The following is a 16,820-nucleotide window of genomic DNA, read 5'->3' as shown; positions in this document are numbered from 1 at the left end:
AGGAGGATGACGTGGCCGCCACCACAGCCCAACCGACCGGCGTACATCCGCGCCGGCACATCGCCGTCATACCCTGCCGCTGGGGTGCTTCTCGCTTCCCCGGCAAACCACTGGCCCTCCTCGGCGACAAGCCGCTGCTCTGGCACGTCCACCAGCGCTGCCTGGAGGCCAAACGCCTCGCCGGGGCCGTCGTCGCGACGGACGACGAGCGTATCGAAGCGGCGTGCCGCGAACTGGGCATCGACTGCGTCCGCACCAGGGAGCATCTCACCGGCACCGACCGCGTCGCGGAGGTCGCCGAACGCCTGTCGGCTGAGGGGTACATCAACGTCCAGGGCGATGAGCCGTTCATCTCACCGACTGCCATCGACGACGTCTCCGAGGCCCTGGAGTACACGCCGCCGAGCACCTTGGCAGTGAACGCCTACACCGAACTGGTCGACGTCGGCGCCGTCCTGGACCACAACGTCGTCAAGGTCGTTGTCACGGCCCGCAGCGAGGCCCTGATGTTCTCGCGCCAGCCCATCCCCTATCCCAAAGGCGACCGCCCGAAGTACCTGCGCCAACTGGGCCTCTACGGCTTCACCGGCCCGGCTCTCCAACGCTTCCGTCAGCTCCAGCAGGGGCCTCTGGAGCGTGCCGAAGGAGTGGAGATGCTGCGCTTGGTCGAACACGGTCACGCCGTACAGATGGTCCCTGTCCTGGACGACGGTGTAGCGGTGGACACTCCGGAGGATCTAACGCGAGCCGAGACCTTCCTCGATCAGTACGACGGAGCGGTCCGGACGCGTGGGACCGTACGACGTTCTGCACGGTGGGACGGAATCACCTCATCCGCGACTCGTGCCCGATCTTCGGAACGCCCCCGCTCTCACTCCTAGCGAACAGCAGCTCTGAGGCCTGCCTGATCGCCCCCAGGGGCGGGTCGCTCGCTAAGGGCCGGGGAGTGAGGTTCTCCGCGGGCGGCGCCCCGAACACACGGCTCGGCACCAACCTCCGTGTCTGCCCGATGTCCCACGAGCGCGGTGGACGGCTCCACTTCGGCCAATCCCGCCGACGCTGGGAGGTCAGCGCCGGATAGCGCGCACTCGGACCCCGCCGCTGTCACCGAAAGGCGAAACACCCCCGTGAATACCCCCGTGCTCCGCGACGCGCGCTGCGACGGCGAACTGCGCCGGTACAAACTCCTGTGCTCGCGGCTGCCGGTATGGGTTGTACGCCGCGAGCGAGCCGACTCGCCCCCGGTCACGCTGCTGTGCGGCCATCACCTTCACCAAGGACTGACCGACTTGGTCCGCGACACCGGCTCGGGCCCCTACGTGGTGGTCCGCCTTGACCCGCAGTAGCCCCTCGGTTCCGAGCCATGTGTCAAAGCTGCCGGTCCCGTGTCGTAGGAAACGGGACCGGCAGTTGGCGGGGCGCCGTGTCCGTAAACCTTGGGCGGGTCGAACAGACGGCGGTTGATGCCACGCGCGGGAAAGGGACGACAAGGCGACCGACGCCGATGTTCACCGAGACCGCTGCTGGTCAAGTCGTCCGCCACGAGTGTCAGTTCGCTTCACCAATCTTCAGACCATTGCACCCTGACTATTAGTCATGCAACGGGTGGTCGCACTACGCGATAGGGCGTACGGGCATTGAGAATGTTCCAAACTCCCCGATGGTGCGAATGATCAACTTCCTCAGAGGGGCAACATCTACCCCACCCAGAAAATCAGTTCTCCGTCACTCAAGGCGCGATGGGGAGGAGTAACACCCGCCAGTCGCTCAAGATCGGCTGCGTCCTCCTGTTCATGTCATTGAAGCCCGCGGGTACGCCACGAGAGTGACGTAACTCGAAATGGAGGAGAGTGCGACGAAATGCGCAAAAGCCGCATCGGGGTGATGGTGATCAATCCCGTGCGTGACGCGCTGGACGTCAACGACAGCAAATGCGCCCTGCGTCACACGCTATTTATTTGTGCCCATGATTACGGCATGGTTGCCCTATGAATGCAGTTGCATCGGCTGAGCCCACGCTTTCGATAGTCGCCCAGCGCCTTCTGTGCCAGCCCTCGGAGGAGGACTTCCGGACGGCGCCCGTACGCCTAGGCCGCCACGGGGCCTCCTCGACGTCGGCGAGTGATGAGTCGAAGCAGGTGCTGGCCGAGCTTTTCGAGGGCCTCGGCCTGCCATCGCAGTACGGCGGGGGAGGCGATGGCCCCGACGTTCGATGGCGCACAGAGTCACACACGGTGATTCTGGATGCGCGACGAAATGGCCGGCTGCGACTGTCGGTGCGCCGAACGGCGGCACACGAAGACTCTGAGTCCGAGAGATTCCTGAGATGCGCTGCCTCTGGACCGCAGGCCGGAGAAGGTGAGCTTCCGTACCTCTGGCGATACCAGCGAATCGGACCCTTTCAGCTCGCGCCACCTACCCCTGTCGCGAAGGACTGGGTGCAGCTGCAGAGCGCCCTGGAGGCACTCCTGCGCGCCTGGAGCCAGCACCTTGAAATGCTGGTCGGGGACAACGACGCCGGCTTCACCATCGATCACGGTGACGGTCAACTCACCCTCATGGTCAGCCCTAGAGACGATGTCGCGGTGTTCGCGGACAGACGAGACGGAACGGACAGGGATGCCGATCACCTGGCCGTCATGACCGCGCGAGGGTGGCACTCGTTCATTCCGGTGCTCTCGTGGTGGGAGGCCGCATTCGACCGTACTCCAGCGGGTGCCACTGCTGCCGCAGGACTCGTCGTCAAGGAACTCAGGGCCCGCGGGGTGCGTACTCCTGGTGACCTCCGTCTGATCCGAGCGACCCTTGGTTCCGAGGGCGGCCGCTTGGACATACCCGGTGCCGGCATTGCCGTCGGCGCGTCTGACTAACCCTGGGTTGCCGGGCAAAGTCTCCATGAGACGACTCTCGGCGAGAATGCCCAGCCCTTAGGGTCCATGGCGTACGCGGCTTTCCCGCGCGTCAAAACAGACGAAGCGGGATCTGGGTGACCCCCGTGAGTGACCCGCCTGGAAGTTCGCATTTCTTCACGTGAGCGGTGCTGGCGATCCGGCTTGCCCCTGTTGGTGTGCTGAAACTTCTTAGGTTTGAGACCGACGTGAGTGTCGGCTGAATGCGAGTGCTGAACATGAGGTTGCGAGGAGAAATGCGCGGGCTGCTGAAGCAGTGCGACCTGAAGCTTGCGGGTCTGTCGCTGCCTGATCCGTTCAGTATTCCTGCGCTGGTGGCGTCGATGGAGGAATCCCGAGGCCGCAGCATTGAGCTGGTGCCGGTAGACGATCAAGGAGACTTGCGAACGGCGTGCGGGTTGCGCGTGAAGGGGGATGCCGTCACGTACGTGCTCTACCGTCCGAGACCCACCCCGCATCAGACCGAGCACGTAATTCTTCACGAGCTGGCTCACGAATGGCTGGATCACGGCGCGGGCCTGACTCCCGTCTCGACGCCTTATGAAATGGCCGAGTCGTACCGGCAGAGCAGTGGCACCGAAAGTGCTGCGCGCCAGGCTGTACACGCACGGTCCCGGTACGACAGCGTCGAAGAGCGCGAGGCGGAGCTCTCGGCATATCTGATCAAGCACCGTGTGAAGGCGTCTGTCGCCGGCGCGGACTCGATAAGCCTGCTGGAGTCGAGCCTGTCGCGTCCGCTCGGTCCGCAGCGGCGCCGTACGCTCCGGGGCCGGTGAGCGCAGGTCATGCTGGATGTTCTGCTCTGGGCCGTACCCATTGTGATGACCGCGACCGCTTTGTGGAGGCTCCCCTCCCTGTGGAACGGCGCTGCGCTACAGAGGGCGCTGTGGATGTGCTGCGCCGGTTTCGCCGCTGCGCTCTGGTGCCGGGTTCCACCGGTGAAGTTTGCACTGGACCACTCGCCGGTTACTGATCTGTCGGCTCTGCTGAAGTACCTGATGTCCCTCGCTGCGATCTTGGCAGGGCTGAAGTACATCATCGGGGTCTACGAGGGGCCGTCGGGCAGAGGGGCATCGCCCAGGCACGTGACAGTGAGCATCTGGGTGAGCCGCATCGCTCATGGCTTCGCGTTCGCATGGCTGGCGATCTTGATCGTTCTGTTCTTCACGGCGGTGGACCGGTCGGAGCCGAGTACTGACTTCGCCGCGGACCATGCGGGGCAGTGGGGTGCCGAGCTCTTCCTGACGATTGCGTACGTCTATCTCGGTGCTGCCGCGGGCGTGGCCTGCTTCCAATGGGCGAGGGCGAGCCGGCGGGCCGAGTACCGGTCGCTGCGTATCGGCCTGGCCCTCATGTCGGCCGCGATGATGATCTACACGGTCTACCCGGCACTGCGCATCATCACGGTGTGGGCCCCCACCAGGGCGAACGCCGTCACGATGCGCGCGATCGCTGATTCCGTCACGCTCACGGTTGCCCTTCTCTGGGCTGTGGGCGCTGCCATACCTTCAACTATCGTGCTCGCTGAGCGGTGGACGGCGTGGCGGACCTATCAGAAGCTCTACCCGCTGTGGTCGGAACTCATCCTGCAGTACCCGCATCTCGCGTTCCAACCGGCTGGCTCTCGGCTCAGCGAGACCTTCCGCGTCTGGGCCCCCCTGGACATCCGCCTGGACCGGCGAACCCAGGAGATTGCTGATGCGGTGGAGCAACTACGTCACCACGCCACACCCCGACTCCTGCCGTGCGCCCAGTACCTGGCCGAGATCCACGAGGACCCCGAACCTGCCGCTGAGGCGTACTGGATCAGAGCCGCTCTGGAAAGCGCAAAAGCTGGCAGGCGCGCCTCTTCACCTGTGCGGGCGCTTCCGAACAAGCCGTTGACGAACAGCCGCGCGGAGGCGTACTGGCTGGCTCTGGTCGTTGATGTGTACGTCCGTGTCGCCCCGGAGGTCGTAGATACGCTCCATGAGCGTGCGGGCCAGCCCGGGCTCGCACAGAAGAATTTGGACAGCCGCTCGGCACCGGTGCAGGCAACCGCAACATAGACCAGCGGCGTGACGCCATTTCGCATCAGGGCTGGCCGGGCGTGCGGGCCACCAGTTCGTTGAGTACGGCGAGCATCTGTGACGACACTCCTCCGTCGCCACCACGCGCCGCCAAGGCGATGTCGTGGTGGGCCGCAAGGTATTGAAGGTCGGACAGAACGCGGATCTCGACGCCCGCTCTGTCTTGCAGAGCGAGTTGGGGAACGTCGAAGAATGCCGCAATTCCGGTGAGGGCTACCTCCGCGCTTCCCTCGGCGAAGACGTCCGCCGCAGACGCCCCGGCCAGGAGGGCTTCGACCTGCGCTGCCGTGAGCCGGGTGCCCGCCTTCGCGTTGACCGCTTCCGCGAGCATCTCAGGTGCCGGAACGCTGTCGAAGGCCTTGCGCACCAGACCGTTCAGCTTCTCGGCAAGACTCGGCGGCCTCCGCGGTGCTGCCGCAGGCGCGGCCACGCCGAAGCTCTGATCCTCGGCGGCCCCGAGAGCCTCCGGATCCACGCCGTACAAGCGGGACAGTGGCGCGATCACATCAGGATCCAGCCGCCGACGCCCGCCCTCAGCATCACCGAGGGCGAATCTACTGAGGCCCTTGACCTCCTCGGCGGCAGCGCTCTGCGTGTATCCCGCGTCGCTCCGCAGATCGACGAGGTCACATGGGCCTTCGCGAGGAAACAGCGTGTCGACGTCCACGCCCAGAATGGCGGCGATACCCACCATTTTCTCCGCCGGCGGGAAACGCTCCCCCTTCTCCCACCTGGCCACGGCCACGTGAGCCGAAAGCCCCAAGCCTTGGGCCACCTGTTTCTGCGTCAGGTCGGCGCGCCGGCGGGCGGCTCGCAGCTCTGCACCGTCGAAGCGGCGTGGTGGCAAGGTGGCCTCCCAAAGTCGCTGGTCAGCAGGGGTGGATGGTGATCGATTGCCTCTTGCCTCTCGAAGGTACATCACGTAACTTCTGGAGGGGAAGTCCGGAGGTAGCACCTCCGCATGTCCACACTATTTCTCCATGAGCGGCCGTCCAGCGCGCAGCGCATCAAGCCCAGGGGGCCGCCGCACGACGGATTGCAGCGTTGTAGAACCAAGCATGGACTTGTGGCGCCTGGTCTACGTATGTTCGGCGTCGCACGCCATCGACTCAGGGAAACGGGGGTGGGACAAGAAGTCCGAGGCGGGTACAAACCCACAAGGTCTGCTGAGCAGACACACAAACGAGAACGGCGCCCGGGAGCTACGAACTCCCAAGCGCCGGGCCGGCACCCCGAGGGGGCCGATTCACATCTCGCGGGCGGCGGGGCTTTTGCACGAGAACCGCCGCACCGCGCTCCTACGAACAACGGAGTATTGCATGCTCGCCACGCCGAGCGGTAGGTCCGCCTGCCCGCACGCAGAACGCCAGCACCGCCTCGCCGTCCAGCTCACCTACATGATCCCGGGCGCAGCCACCATCCGCGTCAGTCTCAACGACCCGACACAGAGGTGGCCTCACCCGCACACCATCGTCAAGGACGAGGCCGGGAGGACGATAGAGCTGGGCCGTGCCACCGCCACAGTGGCGGCCCGCTGGATCCTTCGGGCCTGGCCGGAGGCGGACTGGACCCATCCGTACACCTTCGACCTGGCCGAGGCGACCCTCACCCGCAGCGACATGGTCGCCGCTGCCCGGGGCCGCTGACATGGCACGGATTCGCACCATCAAGCCGGAGAGCTTCATCTCCGAGTCGCTCGCCGAAGTGAGCGTCGAAGCCGAGCGGACCTTCTTCGGCCTGCTCACCCAGGCCGACGACCACGGTCGCCACCGCGACAACGCCGCGATCGTTGCAGGGCTGCTCTGGCCCCTGCGCGCCGAGCACACCTCGGTCCATGTCGAAGACGACCTCCACCAACTCGCCACCGCCGGCCTTGTCTGCCGGTACACCGGCTGCGACGGCCGCCGCTACCTCCACATCGTCACCTGGTCCGAGCACCAGAAGATCGACAAGCCCAGCCAGTCGCGTCTGCCCTCCTGCCCGCAGCACCAAGCCGAAGCCCGGTGCGCCCCTTGCAAGGGCATCTGCAGCAAGAACATCGAGAAGCCGTCGACTCCCACCCGTGGGCTCGCCGAGCCTTCCCCGAGCCTCCCCCGAACCCTCGATCTGCCGCCACAGCCCGCCGCGATGCTGTCCGGCCGCGAGACCGAGGCCCCTGCCGCTGCGCAGGAAGGCCCTGAGCGCCCGGACGGCCCACCCGGCCACGGATACGGGGAAACAGCAGGTCAGCCCCCATTCTCCGAGGACTCTCCGAGCCCTCCCCGAAACCTCGGAGAGGGCTCGGCGCCTGGATCTAGGATCTTGGATCCTGGATCTTCTATCCCTACGGGGCGCACAGCGCCCGCAGCCGGCATCTCGGTGAACCAGCTCATCGGCGAGTACCTCGCGGCCTGCGACGAGCGTCCGCCCAGCGACGTGATCGGCCACCTCGGCCGGATCACCAAGAAGCTCCTCGGCGAGGGCATCAGCCCCGAGCACATCCGGGCCGGGCTGCAGAACTTCGCGGCCAACCCCAAGCACCCGAGCGTGCTGACCAGCATGGTCAACGAGGCCATGAACGCCCGCTCCGGCGGTTTGGCGCGGCCGGGAATCCGGCCTAACGTGCCCGCCCACCAGGCGTGGACCAACCCGGCCAACCCTGCTGCCGCCTACGCCGAGGAGCTGTGATGCGCACCCATAACCGCGAACCGCAGACCCTGGGCGAAGGCACCCTGGACCGGATGGCGCGGATCCTCGCCGCTCGCAACATCGACCGGGCCGACGTCGCCGCACTGCCCGACGAGCCCGAGCCGCTCTCCCTGCTGGACGCCCTCTCGGCCGGGATGCCCCCGCGCTACCGGGCTGCCGTCGCCGACCACCCCCAGGTCCTGGCCTGGATCCGGGAGGTCACCGAGGCGGCCGTCGCCCCCAGCCCGGGAGCGCGGCGGCAGGTCACCACCGGCCCCAGCCTCCTGATGGCCGGGGTCGTCGGCGCGGGCAAGACACACCAGGCGTATGGCGCGGTCCGGGATCTGGTCCAGGGCGGGATCGGTGTGCGCTGGCGCGCCACTACTGCTGCCGACCTGTACGCCGAACTCCGCCCCCGACAGGGCGTCGACAGCGAACGGGACCTGGCAGTCATCAGCCGCTGCCCGCTGCTGATCATCGACGACCTCGGCGCGGCCCGGGCCACGGAGTGGACCGAGGAAATCACGTACCGGCTGATCAACCGCCGGTACAACCACATGCTCCCGACCCTGATCACCACCAACCTGCGCATCAGCGATCTCCGGGCGTACCTGGGAGACCGTGTTGCCTCCCGACTGGCGCAGATGACCACCCGGGTCGAGTTCGAACCGGTCGATCGCAGACGCTCCCGCGCCGCCGCCTGACCTGCCACAGGCCGCCGTGCCCGGGCGCGCCCCAGAGCGCCGGCCATTGACCTCCCGACCCAGCACACCTCTCCGCCGACGCCCCTGCGCGCGGAGAGCGATCGGAGCAACCAGCATGACCACCACGACGATCAGCCCTGCCCGCCACCGCCTCCTCGGCGACCAGACCTGGCAGGCAGACGCCGTCTGCCAGAGCACCGAGTACAACCCGGTGGACCCCGAACTCTTCTTCCCCGAGCCCGACGAGATCGGCAAGATCAGCGCAGCCAAGTCGCTGTGCGCCCAGTGCCCGGTCCGCCGCACCTGCCTGGACGCCGCCCTGGAAGGCGGCGACTCCGACGGCACCCGAGGCGGACTGACAGAGCAGGAACGCAAGCCGCTGCACGAGAAGCTCGCCCACCGCCTCGACTACAGCCGCATCAACGCCACCATCGCCGGGCGCGACGTGCACCTCACTCAAGCCGAGCGCCGCGCGGTTGTCCACGCCGCCTACCGCCACGGCCTGACCGAGGAGCGCCTGGCCTGGCTCCTCAAGATCACCGACGAACATGCGCAGAAGCTGTACCGGGAGACCCGACAAGCGCTCGTACACCGCGAACTGGAGCCGGCCACGAAGCCCACTCCGCCCCCCGAGACCGACGGCGAGCGCCAGGGCCGCGACGACTTCGGGACGGCGGCGTGAGTACCGCGAGCGCGCCGACGACCGCGCACATCACCGGCTGGGACCGCATGGTCGTCATCGCCCTGGGCAGCGCGGGCTGCGCCCTGTCGTACGACGCCCTCCGGCAGATGGCCGTCGCCATCCACATCCGCGGCTTTCTGACCTATCTCTTCCCCCTGGTGATCGACGGGTTCATCGCCTACGGCATACGGGCACTCCTGGTCCTGCGCGACGCACCCCTGCGCGCCCGGCTCTACGTCTGGACACTCTTCGGCACAGCCACCGCCGCCAGCATCTGGGCCAACGCCTTGCACGCGGTGCGGCTCAACGAGGAAGCGGTCGCCGGCACGGGGCTCCGGCTGGGGGACACGGTGGTCGCGGTGCTGTCGACCATCGCCCCGCTCGCGCTGGCCGGAGCGGTCCACCTCTACATCCTCATCGCCCGGCGCCCGGCCAGGGGAAGTGACCGGGAGGACGTCGGTCAGGCCGGTCACCTCGGTCAGACTGACCGGACCGAGGGCATCGCAGTCACCCGGACTGACCGGGTCAGGCAGTGGCAACCGCAGGCCGATCAGGTCAGCGCCGGGCAGCCGGTCACTTCCCTGACCGACCGGCCGCGACCGACCCTGAACAAGCCGGCCCCGAGTCCTGGTTCACTGACCGGGGACAGCGTCCCGGCGGACAGCAGCCCGGTCGCCGGTGACCGCGAACAGCCGCACGAGGCCCCTGACCTGGTCGGACAGCCGGACACCGCGCCACCGGTCACTGACCGCGCGGTCGGCACCGAGCCGGCCACCGGTAGCCAGGACAGCCACGAGCCGGACACCGACCGGTCAGTCAATTTGCCGCAGGTCACTGAACGGGACACCCGGGCAGCCAGTGACCGGCGGAGTGACCCGGACACCGAGGAGCTGCTGAAGATTGCCCGGTCAGCGGTCAGGGCCGAGGACAAGCTGACCCGCAAGGTGGTCGCCCAGGCGATCCGAGGCCAGCAGATACCGCTGTCCAGCGACACCCTGACCGCCCTGATGGCCCAGCTCCGCGCCCAGCACGGACAGCCGGTCACCTCAGGCCGGAAATGAACAGGACAGCACGAGGCGGGTGACCGAGCCGGACCCCACGGCCGGTCACCCGCCCCCGGACACGCGCCCCACACCCTTCCGGAGCGAAGCGGAGAGCAAGCCATGCGTACCCACCCGGCCACACCCACCGAGGTCAACTCCTGGCTGACCGTCCTGCACGAGCGCGGCCACCTGCACCGGGCCCAATCCGGCCTCGACAACACCTGGACCGTGCAACGAACCCGGGAAAGTCGCCCCTGGACCCTCCACCACCCGGTCCTGGCCATGGACTGGATCGAGGAACTCGTCCGCGAGTTGCGACAGGAAAACCCGGAGACGATTCGGTGACGGCCAACGATCCGGTGGTTACCACCGCCGGACAGCAGCGTGCCCCCACGACGGCACCTGGCGGAGCAAGCTATCGCGTACGACGGTCCTACGACCCGTCGTACGCACTTGCCACCGCCCAGGAGGGCGGGGGAAGCCCGGCTGGTCCCCGAGCGAGGGCGCACGAGGACCAGCCGGGCAACCGGCACCAGGGGGCGCCGGCCACCAGGGGAGAAGCCGACCACAACGACCACCGCGAGCAGCCGAGCACGAGCACGCCCGCATTCCCCGGCCGCAAGCCGCGCCGGCGCCACCGCAACCCGACCGAGCGCACCCGCAAGACCACCACACGCCTCTCTGACGCCGAGAACGCCGAGATCACCGCCGCCGCCACCCAGCGCGGCGTCACGGTCGCCCGCTTCTTGGCCACCGCCGGCCTGAGCGCCGCCCGTGGGCACGCTGCCGTGCACAGCAACGACCAGCTCGACGCCGCCATCGACGAACTCGCCGCTCTACGCACCGCGCTGGCCCGGATTGGCAACAACATCAACCAGATCGCCTTCGTCCTCAACAGTGGTGGCCACCCGCGCGTCGGTGAACTCGAACGCGCGCTGGGCGCGCTGACCGTACTTCTCGCCCGCGTCGATGACGCGGCGAACGAACTGGTGACCAGGAGGCTGTGATGGTGCCCGACATCGGGCGCGGCTCCCGCACCCACGGACTCCTCGTCTACCTGTACGGCCCCGGACGGCGCGAGGAGCACACCGACGCGCACCTCGTCGGCTCCTGGGACGGCTTCGCCCCCGACCCCGGCCGCGACACCGGCCTCGACCCCGACCCGAAGGTCACCCTCGCCCGACTCACCGCTGCCCTCGACCTCCGGGTCAAGCAGGCCGGCGACCGCGCACCCGCCCAGCACGTCTGGCACTGCTCGGTCCGCACTGCCCCCGGCGACCGGCGATTCTCCGACGAGGAGTGGAACTCCATCGCCCAGCGCATCGTCCGCGCCGCCGGCATCGCCCCCGCGGGCGATCCCGACGGCTGCCGGTGGATCGCCGTCCGCCACGCGGACGACCACATCCACATAGTCGCCACCCTGGTCCGAGGGGACCTGCGCAACCCTCGCCTGAACTACGACTTCAACAAGGCTCAGGCCGAATGCCGGAACATCGAGAAAGAGATGGGGCTGCGCCGCCTGAACGCCGGCGACGGCACCGCAGCGAAGAACCCCACCAGCGCCGAGAAGTTCAAGGCCGAACGCACAGGTCGCCCCGAGACCCCCCGCGAATCGCTCCGCGACGCCGTCCGCCAAGCCCTCGCCGGAGCGGACGACGAAAAGGAGTTCTTCACCCGGCTTCGTGAGGCGGGCCTGCGCGTGAAAGTGCGTCACGCCCCGTCCGGTGACGCGCTCGGCTACAACGTTGCCCTGCCCGGCGACCGCAACCGCCATGGCGAACCGGTCTGGTACCCCGGTTCCAAGCTGGCCCCCGACCTTTCCCTTCCGAAGATCCGTCTCCGGCTGGCCGACGGCACTGCTGATCAGAACGTGGCTTCGACCGCCGGGCGGGCGGACTGGTCTCTTCCTGCCCGAGAGCGACGCGGGGCCACAGCCAGCGTTGAGCGTGCCGCTGTAGTCCTCGATGGCGAAGGCAGTGACGGGGAAGCCGCCGCCCAGCTCGTCGGCGTCGGAGAACTCCTGGACGCGGTCGCCCAGACCTCCCCGGCCGCCACCCGCGCCGAGCTGGCTGCCGCCGCCCGCGCTTTCGAACGGGCGACCCGCAGCCACGTCCGCGCGGAGCGTGCCGACACCCTGGCACTCCGTTCCGCGGCCCGGGGCATCATCCAGGCCGGCAGTGCCCTCGGCCGCGGCGAGGACGGCGGCACCACCGCCATGCTCCTCTCCACCTTGGTCCTGGTCACGCTCGCCGCCGCCCGCTGGCACTCCGCCCGCGGACATGCCCAGCAGGCCCACGCCTCCCGACAGACCGCCGAGCACCTGCGAACCGCCTACCGCCAGGCCGCTGCGACACCCATGCAGGCACTGCAAGACCAAGGTCGCGCCCTACCAGAATCCGAACGCCGCACCCACCAGGCCACCATTCGCGCAGCACTGCCCGAAGCCCCGATGCGATCAAACAGCTCGTCCACGAAGACCGACGCTCTGACCGCCACCCTTGCTCAGGCGGAGCAAGCAGGCCACGACCCCAAGACACTTCTCCAGCAAGCCATCGACATGCGCGAACTCGACACAGCCGACGACATCAACGACGTGCTCGTCTGGCGACTGCGCCGCCTCGCCCAGCTTCCCGCTCACCCGACGGAAGCCACGCGCCACCCGCAGGCCGACACCAGCCAGCCGAACGCCTCGATCAATGGCAACTGCAACCGAATGGCACCTGCGGCGTCAGCTCGCCGCCAGCCCGACCCACGCAACCGCCCGCCGCGCCGCTGACGAAGGCCGACGGGCCAGCCCGCCGACCTTCGAGAAAGCCCTGGACAGACACTTCCACCTGCTGTTACGGATGGAAACAGACCACCCTGATCGGGAGATGACGCTCGTGCTCAGACCCACCGACCGCCCCGCAGAACCGAACACCGTACTGCCCGTCCTCCCCGCCGGCACCGATCCCTTGCTGCAGCACGAGTACGAGGCGCAGCCGCCCAGCGGTCCCGGTGTGACGCGCTGCCTCAGCCACCCGCGTGAACTGGCACTCCGCGGAATCCCGGTGATGTGCACAGCCTGCCGTGCCCGGCGCGACTGGCTACTCATCAACCACGGCCGCAACGTCTGGGTCTGCTGCCGCTGCAGCAACCAATGGCTCGAACCCGAGATCAGCCGCGCCGACTTCGACGCCCTGATCGCCATCCCGGACGGAACGACCTACCCCACCCTCGGGCACGGCCTCACCGCGCTCGGCTTCGACGGTGCCTTCGCCGGCACCTACCTGGACTAAGGGCTGTAGGCGCGGGGGACCGGGGGCAGCGCCCCCGGGAACGATCACCGCGTGACTGGTATGGCACGCGATCAAGGTTCGGCGACACGGGACATTACGACCTGGTCCGCGATAGAGGGCCGGGGGCAGGACGGGCTTCTGGTGCGAACTGACAGCATGAGCTCATGGACGATGCAGTGGACCTCGGCGAGTTCGTTGTGCGCCGCGCGAGTGAGTCAGAGTGGGCCGCGCTGGTCGGGATCGACGCGGTCGCGGTCGAAGGTGACTTCGGGCGACAGGCGAGCATCCGAAAGTGGTGCCAGCAGGGCCAGGTGGTCGTAGCGGAGGACGAGTCTGGCCTGCTTGGCTACTGCGTGGTTGAGTACACGTTCTTCGAACAGGGCTTCGTCACCATGCTGATGGTGGCCCCATCGGCCCGCAGCAGAGGCGTTGGTCATCGGTTGCTGGACGCCGTGGCTGCCTCGTGCACGACCCCGAAGCTCTTCACCTCGACCAACGTCTCCAACCAGCCGATGCAGCGGCTGCTCCAACGCGCCGGTTGGAGCCCGGTCGGCCTTCTCCACGGCCTCGATGAGGGCGACCCCGAACTGTTCTACCTCTGCCGACCGTAGACGGGGCGGATGCACCCCGTTACCCGTGACCTGAAGCGGACCGCACGAGTTCATCGGATGTGTCGTCTCAATGGGCCCGTGCGGCCTTGTCGCATCCTGTCTTCTGCGGCATCTCCCGTGCGCATCTCGGCGGTTTGATTAAGGAGTTGGCAGGCCCGTGGCTTGCCCGGTGTGAGTCTGCACTGCGTGAGCGGCGTGGTACCGAGCGACAGAGGGACGCTGGTGCCGGACCGAAGCACGACCTGGTCTTCACCGACCGCGTGCTGGTCACGCTGGTGCATCTGCGCACCGGGCTCCCGCACGGCGCGCTGGCCGAGCTGCACGGCACAGCCCGCTCCACGGTCTCCCGGGCCATCGGCGAGATCCGCCCGCTGCTGGCAGCACGTGGCTTCGCCGTCCCCGACCGCCCCGGCGTCAGGCTGCGCACCCTGGCGGATGTGTTCGCCTAGCCGAGGCTGAGGGGATCCGTCTGCGGATCGACGGCGCCGAGACCCCAGGTTCGCCGCCCGAAGGCTAGCCAGCCCGGACGACGGGCCTTCGTGTCCGGCAAGAAGAAGCAGAACACCATCAAGACCACCACTGTCAGTGATGGTCAGGGCGTCTGCTGTGGTCGGGCGCGGATCGGCCCGGTCACATGCACGACCAGACCGCCGTGCGCACCGAGGGCATCGCGGAGCAGTTCCGGCTCTACCCGGAGGTAGAGGCCGAGGTCGACGAGGGCTACCGGGGCCTGGCCAACGCATTCCCCGACCAGGTCAGCGCCCCGCCGAAGAAGCCGAAGGACGACGCGCCGCTCGGCGAGCACTACGCATGGCAGGAAATGCGCCGACGGCAGTCCTCGGCCCGGATCTGCGTCGAGCACACCGTCGAGCACACCAACGCCGAACTGCGGCAGTGGCGCCCGCTCCAGCGCTACACCACCCGACGCGGGGACTACGCCGAAACCCACTGCGCGATCGCCTCGCTGGTAGCGGACCGCTCCGCTCACCGGCCAACCCGCCGCGAGCTGAGCACCGCACTGGTACTCGCCCGGCGAGACGCCTTCTAATTAACTACCAGCCAACCCGCCAGGCCAACACGTCGGGCCTCAATCGTGGACCACGCCGTTAGCGCCACCAATGCGTGCTGATTGACGACGTCGGTGACAAATAATTCGAACGTACGCTCTAATGTGGAGATGGATGCCCCCATCTTCCCCACCGACCTGATCCAGGCCCAGCACGAACTCCACGCCACGTACGACGCCCTCGCAGCACCCAGCCAGCACGGCAACACCGCACTGCGCCGCCGACTGCTCCTTCTGTCCGCCCGCATCTGGTGGCACCCTTTCTGGAACACCCGACCGGCCGGCAGGACGGCGGACCGGAGCGAGCTGCGCCGTCAGGCCCGCGGTGACCGTCGCGCAACGAGGGCGGCATGAGTGTCGACGTCCCGACCGATCGGCAGGTCCAGATTCTGCGGGTGATCAGGAACTGGATCGCGGATCACGGCGAGGGGCCCTCGATCCGTCAGATCGGAGAGCGAGTCGGCCTGTCCAGCAGCAGCTCGGTCGCCTACCAACTCGGGCGCCTGGAAACCCTGGGACTGATCAGTCGCACGGGGCGGCGCTGGCGCTCCTGCCGGCTTGGCACCTGAACTACCGTCACCGCGGTCTCGTCCGATCCGCCAGCAACTGAGGTGGGGCTGAGACCGGCAGCATCGGCAGGAGCCGCGGTACGCGTCGGCCAGGTGGAGCCCCTCGGCGTCGCGAGCCGGTCAGCCGCGGTTTCCGTTCTTCGGCAGTCCTCCTCGGAAGTCGCAGCCGGGGCACTCGTCCTCACCCTGGATGTGCCCCTCGTACCAGCCGTGGACGGCGGCGTGGAGAATCGCGTCCTCCACCGAGGCTTCGCCGTTGCGGACTGATTCGATGGCGTTGCCGACGACCACTCGGAGCGCAGCATGGTCATGCGAAGGGAATGGAGGGGAGGGCATAGGCGAGTCGGTCATGCCGTGAGCCTAGGGGCGTCCCGGAGAGTCATTCAGTGGAATCGACGTTCGAAGGAAGCTCACTGGAACCAACCGGGCCCCAACGCTGAAGCCTGGGTGGGCGGCGACCTCGGGGTATCCCTGGAGTCGTCGGCCGTCGTGTTCCCCCTGTTCGCCGGTGATGAGCGTAGGCAACGCGCGCCTGGGCGTACGGCAAGGCCGCCCCTGCCTGATCGGCGCGGGGCGGCCTTCTGCGGTTAGGTCAGACCTGGGCGAGTTGGTTCGAGAGGTCGAGGGCGGCGGTCGCGACCGCGAGGGCGGCGCACAGCCCCAACACCTCGTGGAGGGTCGGGCGGACTATGCGCGGCCAGGCGTCCGGGGCGGCAGGCCAGGATGCGAGATGTACCTCGCCGGTGGCCAGGCCTAGGTGGGCGGTGACGTCCCACCCTGCGAGCGGGGCTGGCTCCCAGCGAAGGCGGACGCGGCCGAGGGGGAGCGTCGTTTCGGCGGTGAGCCACGTGATGTCGAGCGGTCCGTCGGGCTGGGTGGAGACGCGCTGGACCAGCGCCCCGCGTGTGCCGCTCGGCATGGGGTGTATGGCCAGGCTTTGCAGGGGAAGGAACTGCGAAGGTCGGGAGTGCGGCGAGATTGAGAGCCTCCGGAGCTGTGTTGCTGGGGGTCAGGCCCAGGCGAGGGCGTCGCTGACGGTCGCCGGAAGATAGCCTTCCTGGCCGTCGTCGGCGATGAACGCTTGGCCGTCTCGGACGATGACCTCCGCCCCGAGGTAGTGGGTGAAGGGGAAGTCCGGGTTCATGGCCAGGCGGATTGGCAGGCTGGGGTCCAGGTCCTGGAGTTGCCGGAGCAGGTGGCCGACGGTCAGATTGCTGGGCAC

General features: G+C 68.0%; 24 protein-coding genes. 20 read left to right on the top strand and 4 right to left on the bottom strand.

The window, feature by feature from the left end:
• Positions 1-11: 11 nt before the first annotated feature.
• From OG959_RS09990 to OG959_RS09965, 6 genes are all read left to right on the top strand, one after another.
• On the top strand, positions 12-881 hold the full coding sequence (locus tag OG959_RS09990) for a 3-deoxy-manno-octulosonate cytidylyltransferase (protein WP_326657813.1): 870 nt from the start codon (positions 12-14) through the stop codon (positions 879-881).
• Positions 882-1,127: 246 nt separating this feature from the next.
• Positions 1,128-1,346 carry a hypothetical protein gene (locus tag OG959_RS09985; RefSeq protein WP_326657812.1) on the top strand — a complete coding sequence of 73 codons (219 nt, stop codon included), beginning with the start codon at positions 1,128-1,130 and terminating at the stop codon, positions 1,344-1,346.
• A gap of 514 nt (positions 1,347-1,860) precedes the next feature.
• Positions 1,861-1,992: a hypothetical protein gene (locus OG959_RS09980; protein WP_285570230.1), complete on the top strand. Its 132-nt coding sequence runs from the start codon at positions 1,861-1,863 to the stop codon at positions 1,990-1,992.
• 446 nt (positions 1,993-2,438) lie between these two features.
• Entirely contained in the window at positions 2,439-2,870 is a 432-nt protein-coding gene (locus OG959_RS09975) for a hypothetical protein (RefSeq protein ID WP_326657811.1), read from the top strand.
• Between the two features lie 275 nt (positions 2,871-3,145).
• Positions 3,146-3,685, top strand: a complete 540-nt coding sequence (locus OG959_RS09970) for a hypothetical protein (protein ID WP_326657810.1) — start codon at positions 3,146-3,148, stop codon at positions 3,683-3,685.
• 9 nt (positions 3,686-3,694) lie between these two features.
• Positions 3,695-4,957, top strand: coding sequence for an MAB_1171c family putative transporter (locus OG959_RS09965; protein WP_148020849.1), 1,263 nt, complete (start codon positions 3,695-3,697; stop codon positions 4,955-4,957).
• 25 nt (positions 4,958-4,982) lie between these two features.
• Here the strand turns inward: OG959_RS09965 and OG959_RS09960 are convergent, their stop codons facing one another.
• Positions 4,983-5,825 (bottom strand): helix-turn-helix transcriptional regulator, encoded by an 843-nt coding sequence (locus OG959_RS09960; RefSeq protein WP_326657809.1) that lies wholly within the window; start codon positions 5,823-5,825, stop codon positions 4,983-4,985.
• 472 nt (positions 5,826-6,297) lie between these two features.
• On the opposite strand from OG959_RS09960, the gene OG959_RS09955 reads away from it, so the two are divergent.
• The 14 genes from OG959_RS09955 (at position 6,298) to OG959_RS09890 (ending at position 15,598) form a co-directional block, all read left to right on the top strand.
• Positions 6,298-6,624 carry a transcriptional regulator gene (locus OG959_RS09955; RefSeq protein WP_326657808.1) on the top strand — a complete coding sequence of 109 codons (327 nt, stop codon included), beginning with the start codon at positions 6,298-6,300 and terminating at the stop codon, positions 6,622-6,624.
• A gap of 1 nt (position 6,625) precedes the next feature.
• On the top strand, positions 6,626-7,645 hold the full coding sequence (locus OG959_RS09950) for a hypothetical protein (RefSeq protein ID WP_326657807.1): 1,020 nt from the start codon (positions 6,626-6,628) through the stop codon (positions 7,643-7,645).
• Entirely contained in the window at positions 7,645-8,349 is a 705-nt protein-coding gene (locus OG959_RS09945; RefSeq protein ID WP_326657806.1) for an ATP-binding protein, read from the top strand. The genes OG959_RS09950 and OG959_RS09945 overlap by 1 nt, the downstream gene beginning before the upstream one ends.
• Before the next feature lie 115 nt (positions 8,350-8,464).
• Positions 8,465-9,031 (top strand): WhiB family transcriptional regulator, encoded by a 567-nt coding sequence (locus OG959_RS09940; RefSeq protein WP_326657805.1) that lies wholly within the window; start codon positions 8,465-8,467, stop codon positions 9,029-9,031.
• Positions 9,028-10,092, top strand: coding sequence for a DUF2637 domain-containing protein (locus OG959_RS09935; RefSeq protein ID WP_326657804.1), 1,065 nt, complete (start codon positions 9,028-9,030; stop codon positions 10,090-10,092). The genes OG959_RS09940 and OG959_RS09935 overlap by 4 nt, the downstream gene beginning before the upstream one ends.
• Positions 10,093-10,194: 102 nt before the next feature.
• Positions 10,195-10,419: a hypothetical protein gene (locus tag OG959_RS09930; protein WP_148020856.1), complete on the top strand. Its 225-nt coding sequence runs from the start codon at positions 10,195-10,197 to the stop codon at positions 10,417-10,419.
• A complete protein-coding gene (locus OG959_RS09925) occupies positions 10,416-11,081 on the top strand; it encodes a plasmid mobilization protein (protein WP_148020857.1) in 666 nt (221 codons plus the stop codon). Before OG959_RS09930 ends, OG959_RS09925 begins: the two co-directional genes overlap by 4 nt.
• Entirely contained in the window at positions 11,081-12,850 is a 1,770-nt protein-coding gene (locus tag OG959_RS09920; RefSeq protein ID WP_148020858.1) for a relaxase/mobilization nuclease domain-containing protein, read from the top strand. Before OG959_RS09925 ends, OG959_RS09920 begins: the two co-directional genes overlap by 1 nt.
• A 97-nt stretch (positions 12,851-12,947) precedes the next feature.
• Positions 12,948-13,352 (top strand): hypothetical protein, encoded by a 405-nt coding sequence (locus tag OG959_RS09915; RefSeq protein WP_326657803.1) that lies wholly within the window; start codon positions 12,948-12,950, stop codon positions 13,350-13,352.
• Between the two features lie 164 nt (positions 13,353-13,516).
• Positions 13,517-13,963 carry a GNAT family N-acetyltransferase gene (locus tag OG959_RS09910; protein ID WP_148020860.1) on the top strand — a complete coding sequence of 149 codons (447 nt, stop codon included), beginning with the start codon at positions 13,517-13,519 and terminating at the stop codon, positions 13,961-13,963.
• A 260-nt stretch (positions 13,964-14,223) separates the two neighbouring features.
• Entirely contained in the window at positions 14,224-14,412 is a 189-nt protein-coding gene (locus OG959_RS09905; RefSeq protein ID WP_326657802.1) for a transposase family protein, read from the top strand.
• A 185-nt stretch (positions 14,413-14,597) separates the two neighbouring features.
• Positions 14,598-15,011, top strand: a complete 414-nt coding sequence (locus OG959_RS09900; RefSeq protein WP_326657801.1) for a transposase — start codon at positions 14,598-14,600, stop codon at positions 15,009-15,011.
• A 129-nt stretch (positions 15,012-15,140) separates the two neighbouring features.
• Entirely contained in the window at positions 15,141-15,383 is a 243-nt protein-coding gene (locus OG959_RS09895; protein WP_148020861.1) for a hypothetical protein, read from the top strand.
• Positions 15,380-15,598 (top strand): winged helix DNA-binding protein, encoded by a 219-nt coding sequence (locus OG959_RS09890; RefSeq protein WP_148020862.1) that lies wholly within the window; start codon positions 15,380-15,382, stop codon positions 15,596-15,598. The genes OG959_RS09895 and OG959_RS09890 overlap by 4 nt, the downstream gene beginning before the upstream one ends.
• A 120-nt stretch (positions 15,599-15,718) precedes the next feature.
• Here OG959_RS09890 and OG959_RS09885 read toward each other — a convergent pair whose 3' ends face one another.
• From OG959_RS09885 to OG959_RS09875, 3 genes are all read right to left on the bottom strand, one after another.
• Positions 15,719-15,889: a hypothetical protein gene (locus OG959_RS09885; protein WP_326657800.1), complete on the bottom strand. Its 171-nt coding sequence runs from the start codon at positions 15,887-15,889 to the stop codon at positions 15,719-15,721.
• Positions 15,890-16,190: 301 nt separating this feature from the next.
• Positions 16,191-16,517 (bottom strand): esterase, encoded by a 327-nt coding sequence (locus OG959_RS09880; RefSeq protein ID WP_148020864.1) that lies wholly within the window; start codon positions 16,515-16,517, stop codon positions 16,191-16,193.
• A 90-nt stretch (positions 16,518-16,607) separates the two neighbouring features.
• Positions 16,608-16,820 carry a hypothetical protein gene (locus OG959_RS09875; protein WP_148020865.1) on the bottom strand — a complete coding sequence of 71 codons (213 nt, stop codon included), beginning with the start codon at positions 16,818-16,820 and terminating at the stop codon, positions 16,608-16,610.

The organism is Streptomyces sp. NBC_00385 (assembly GCF_035917155.1).
GTDB lineage: Bacteria > Actinomycetota > Actinomycetes > Streptomycetales > Streptomycetaceae > Streptomyces > Streptomyces poriferorum.
The sequence above is the reverse complement of the archived record's forward strand: the minus strand, read 5'-3'. Positions and strand labels throughout refer to the sequence as shown.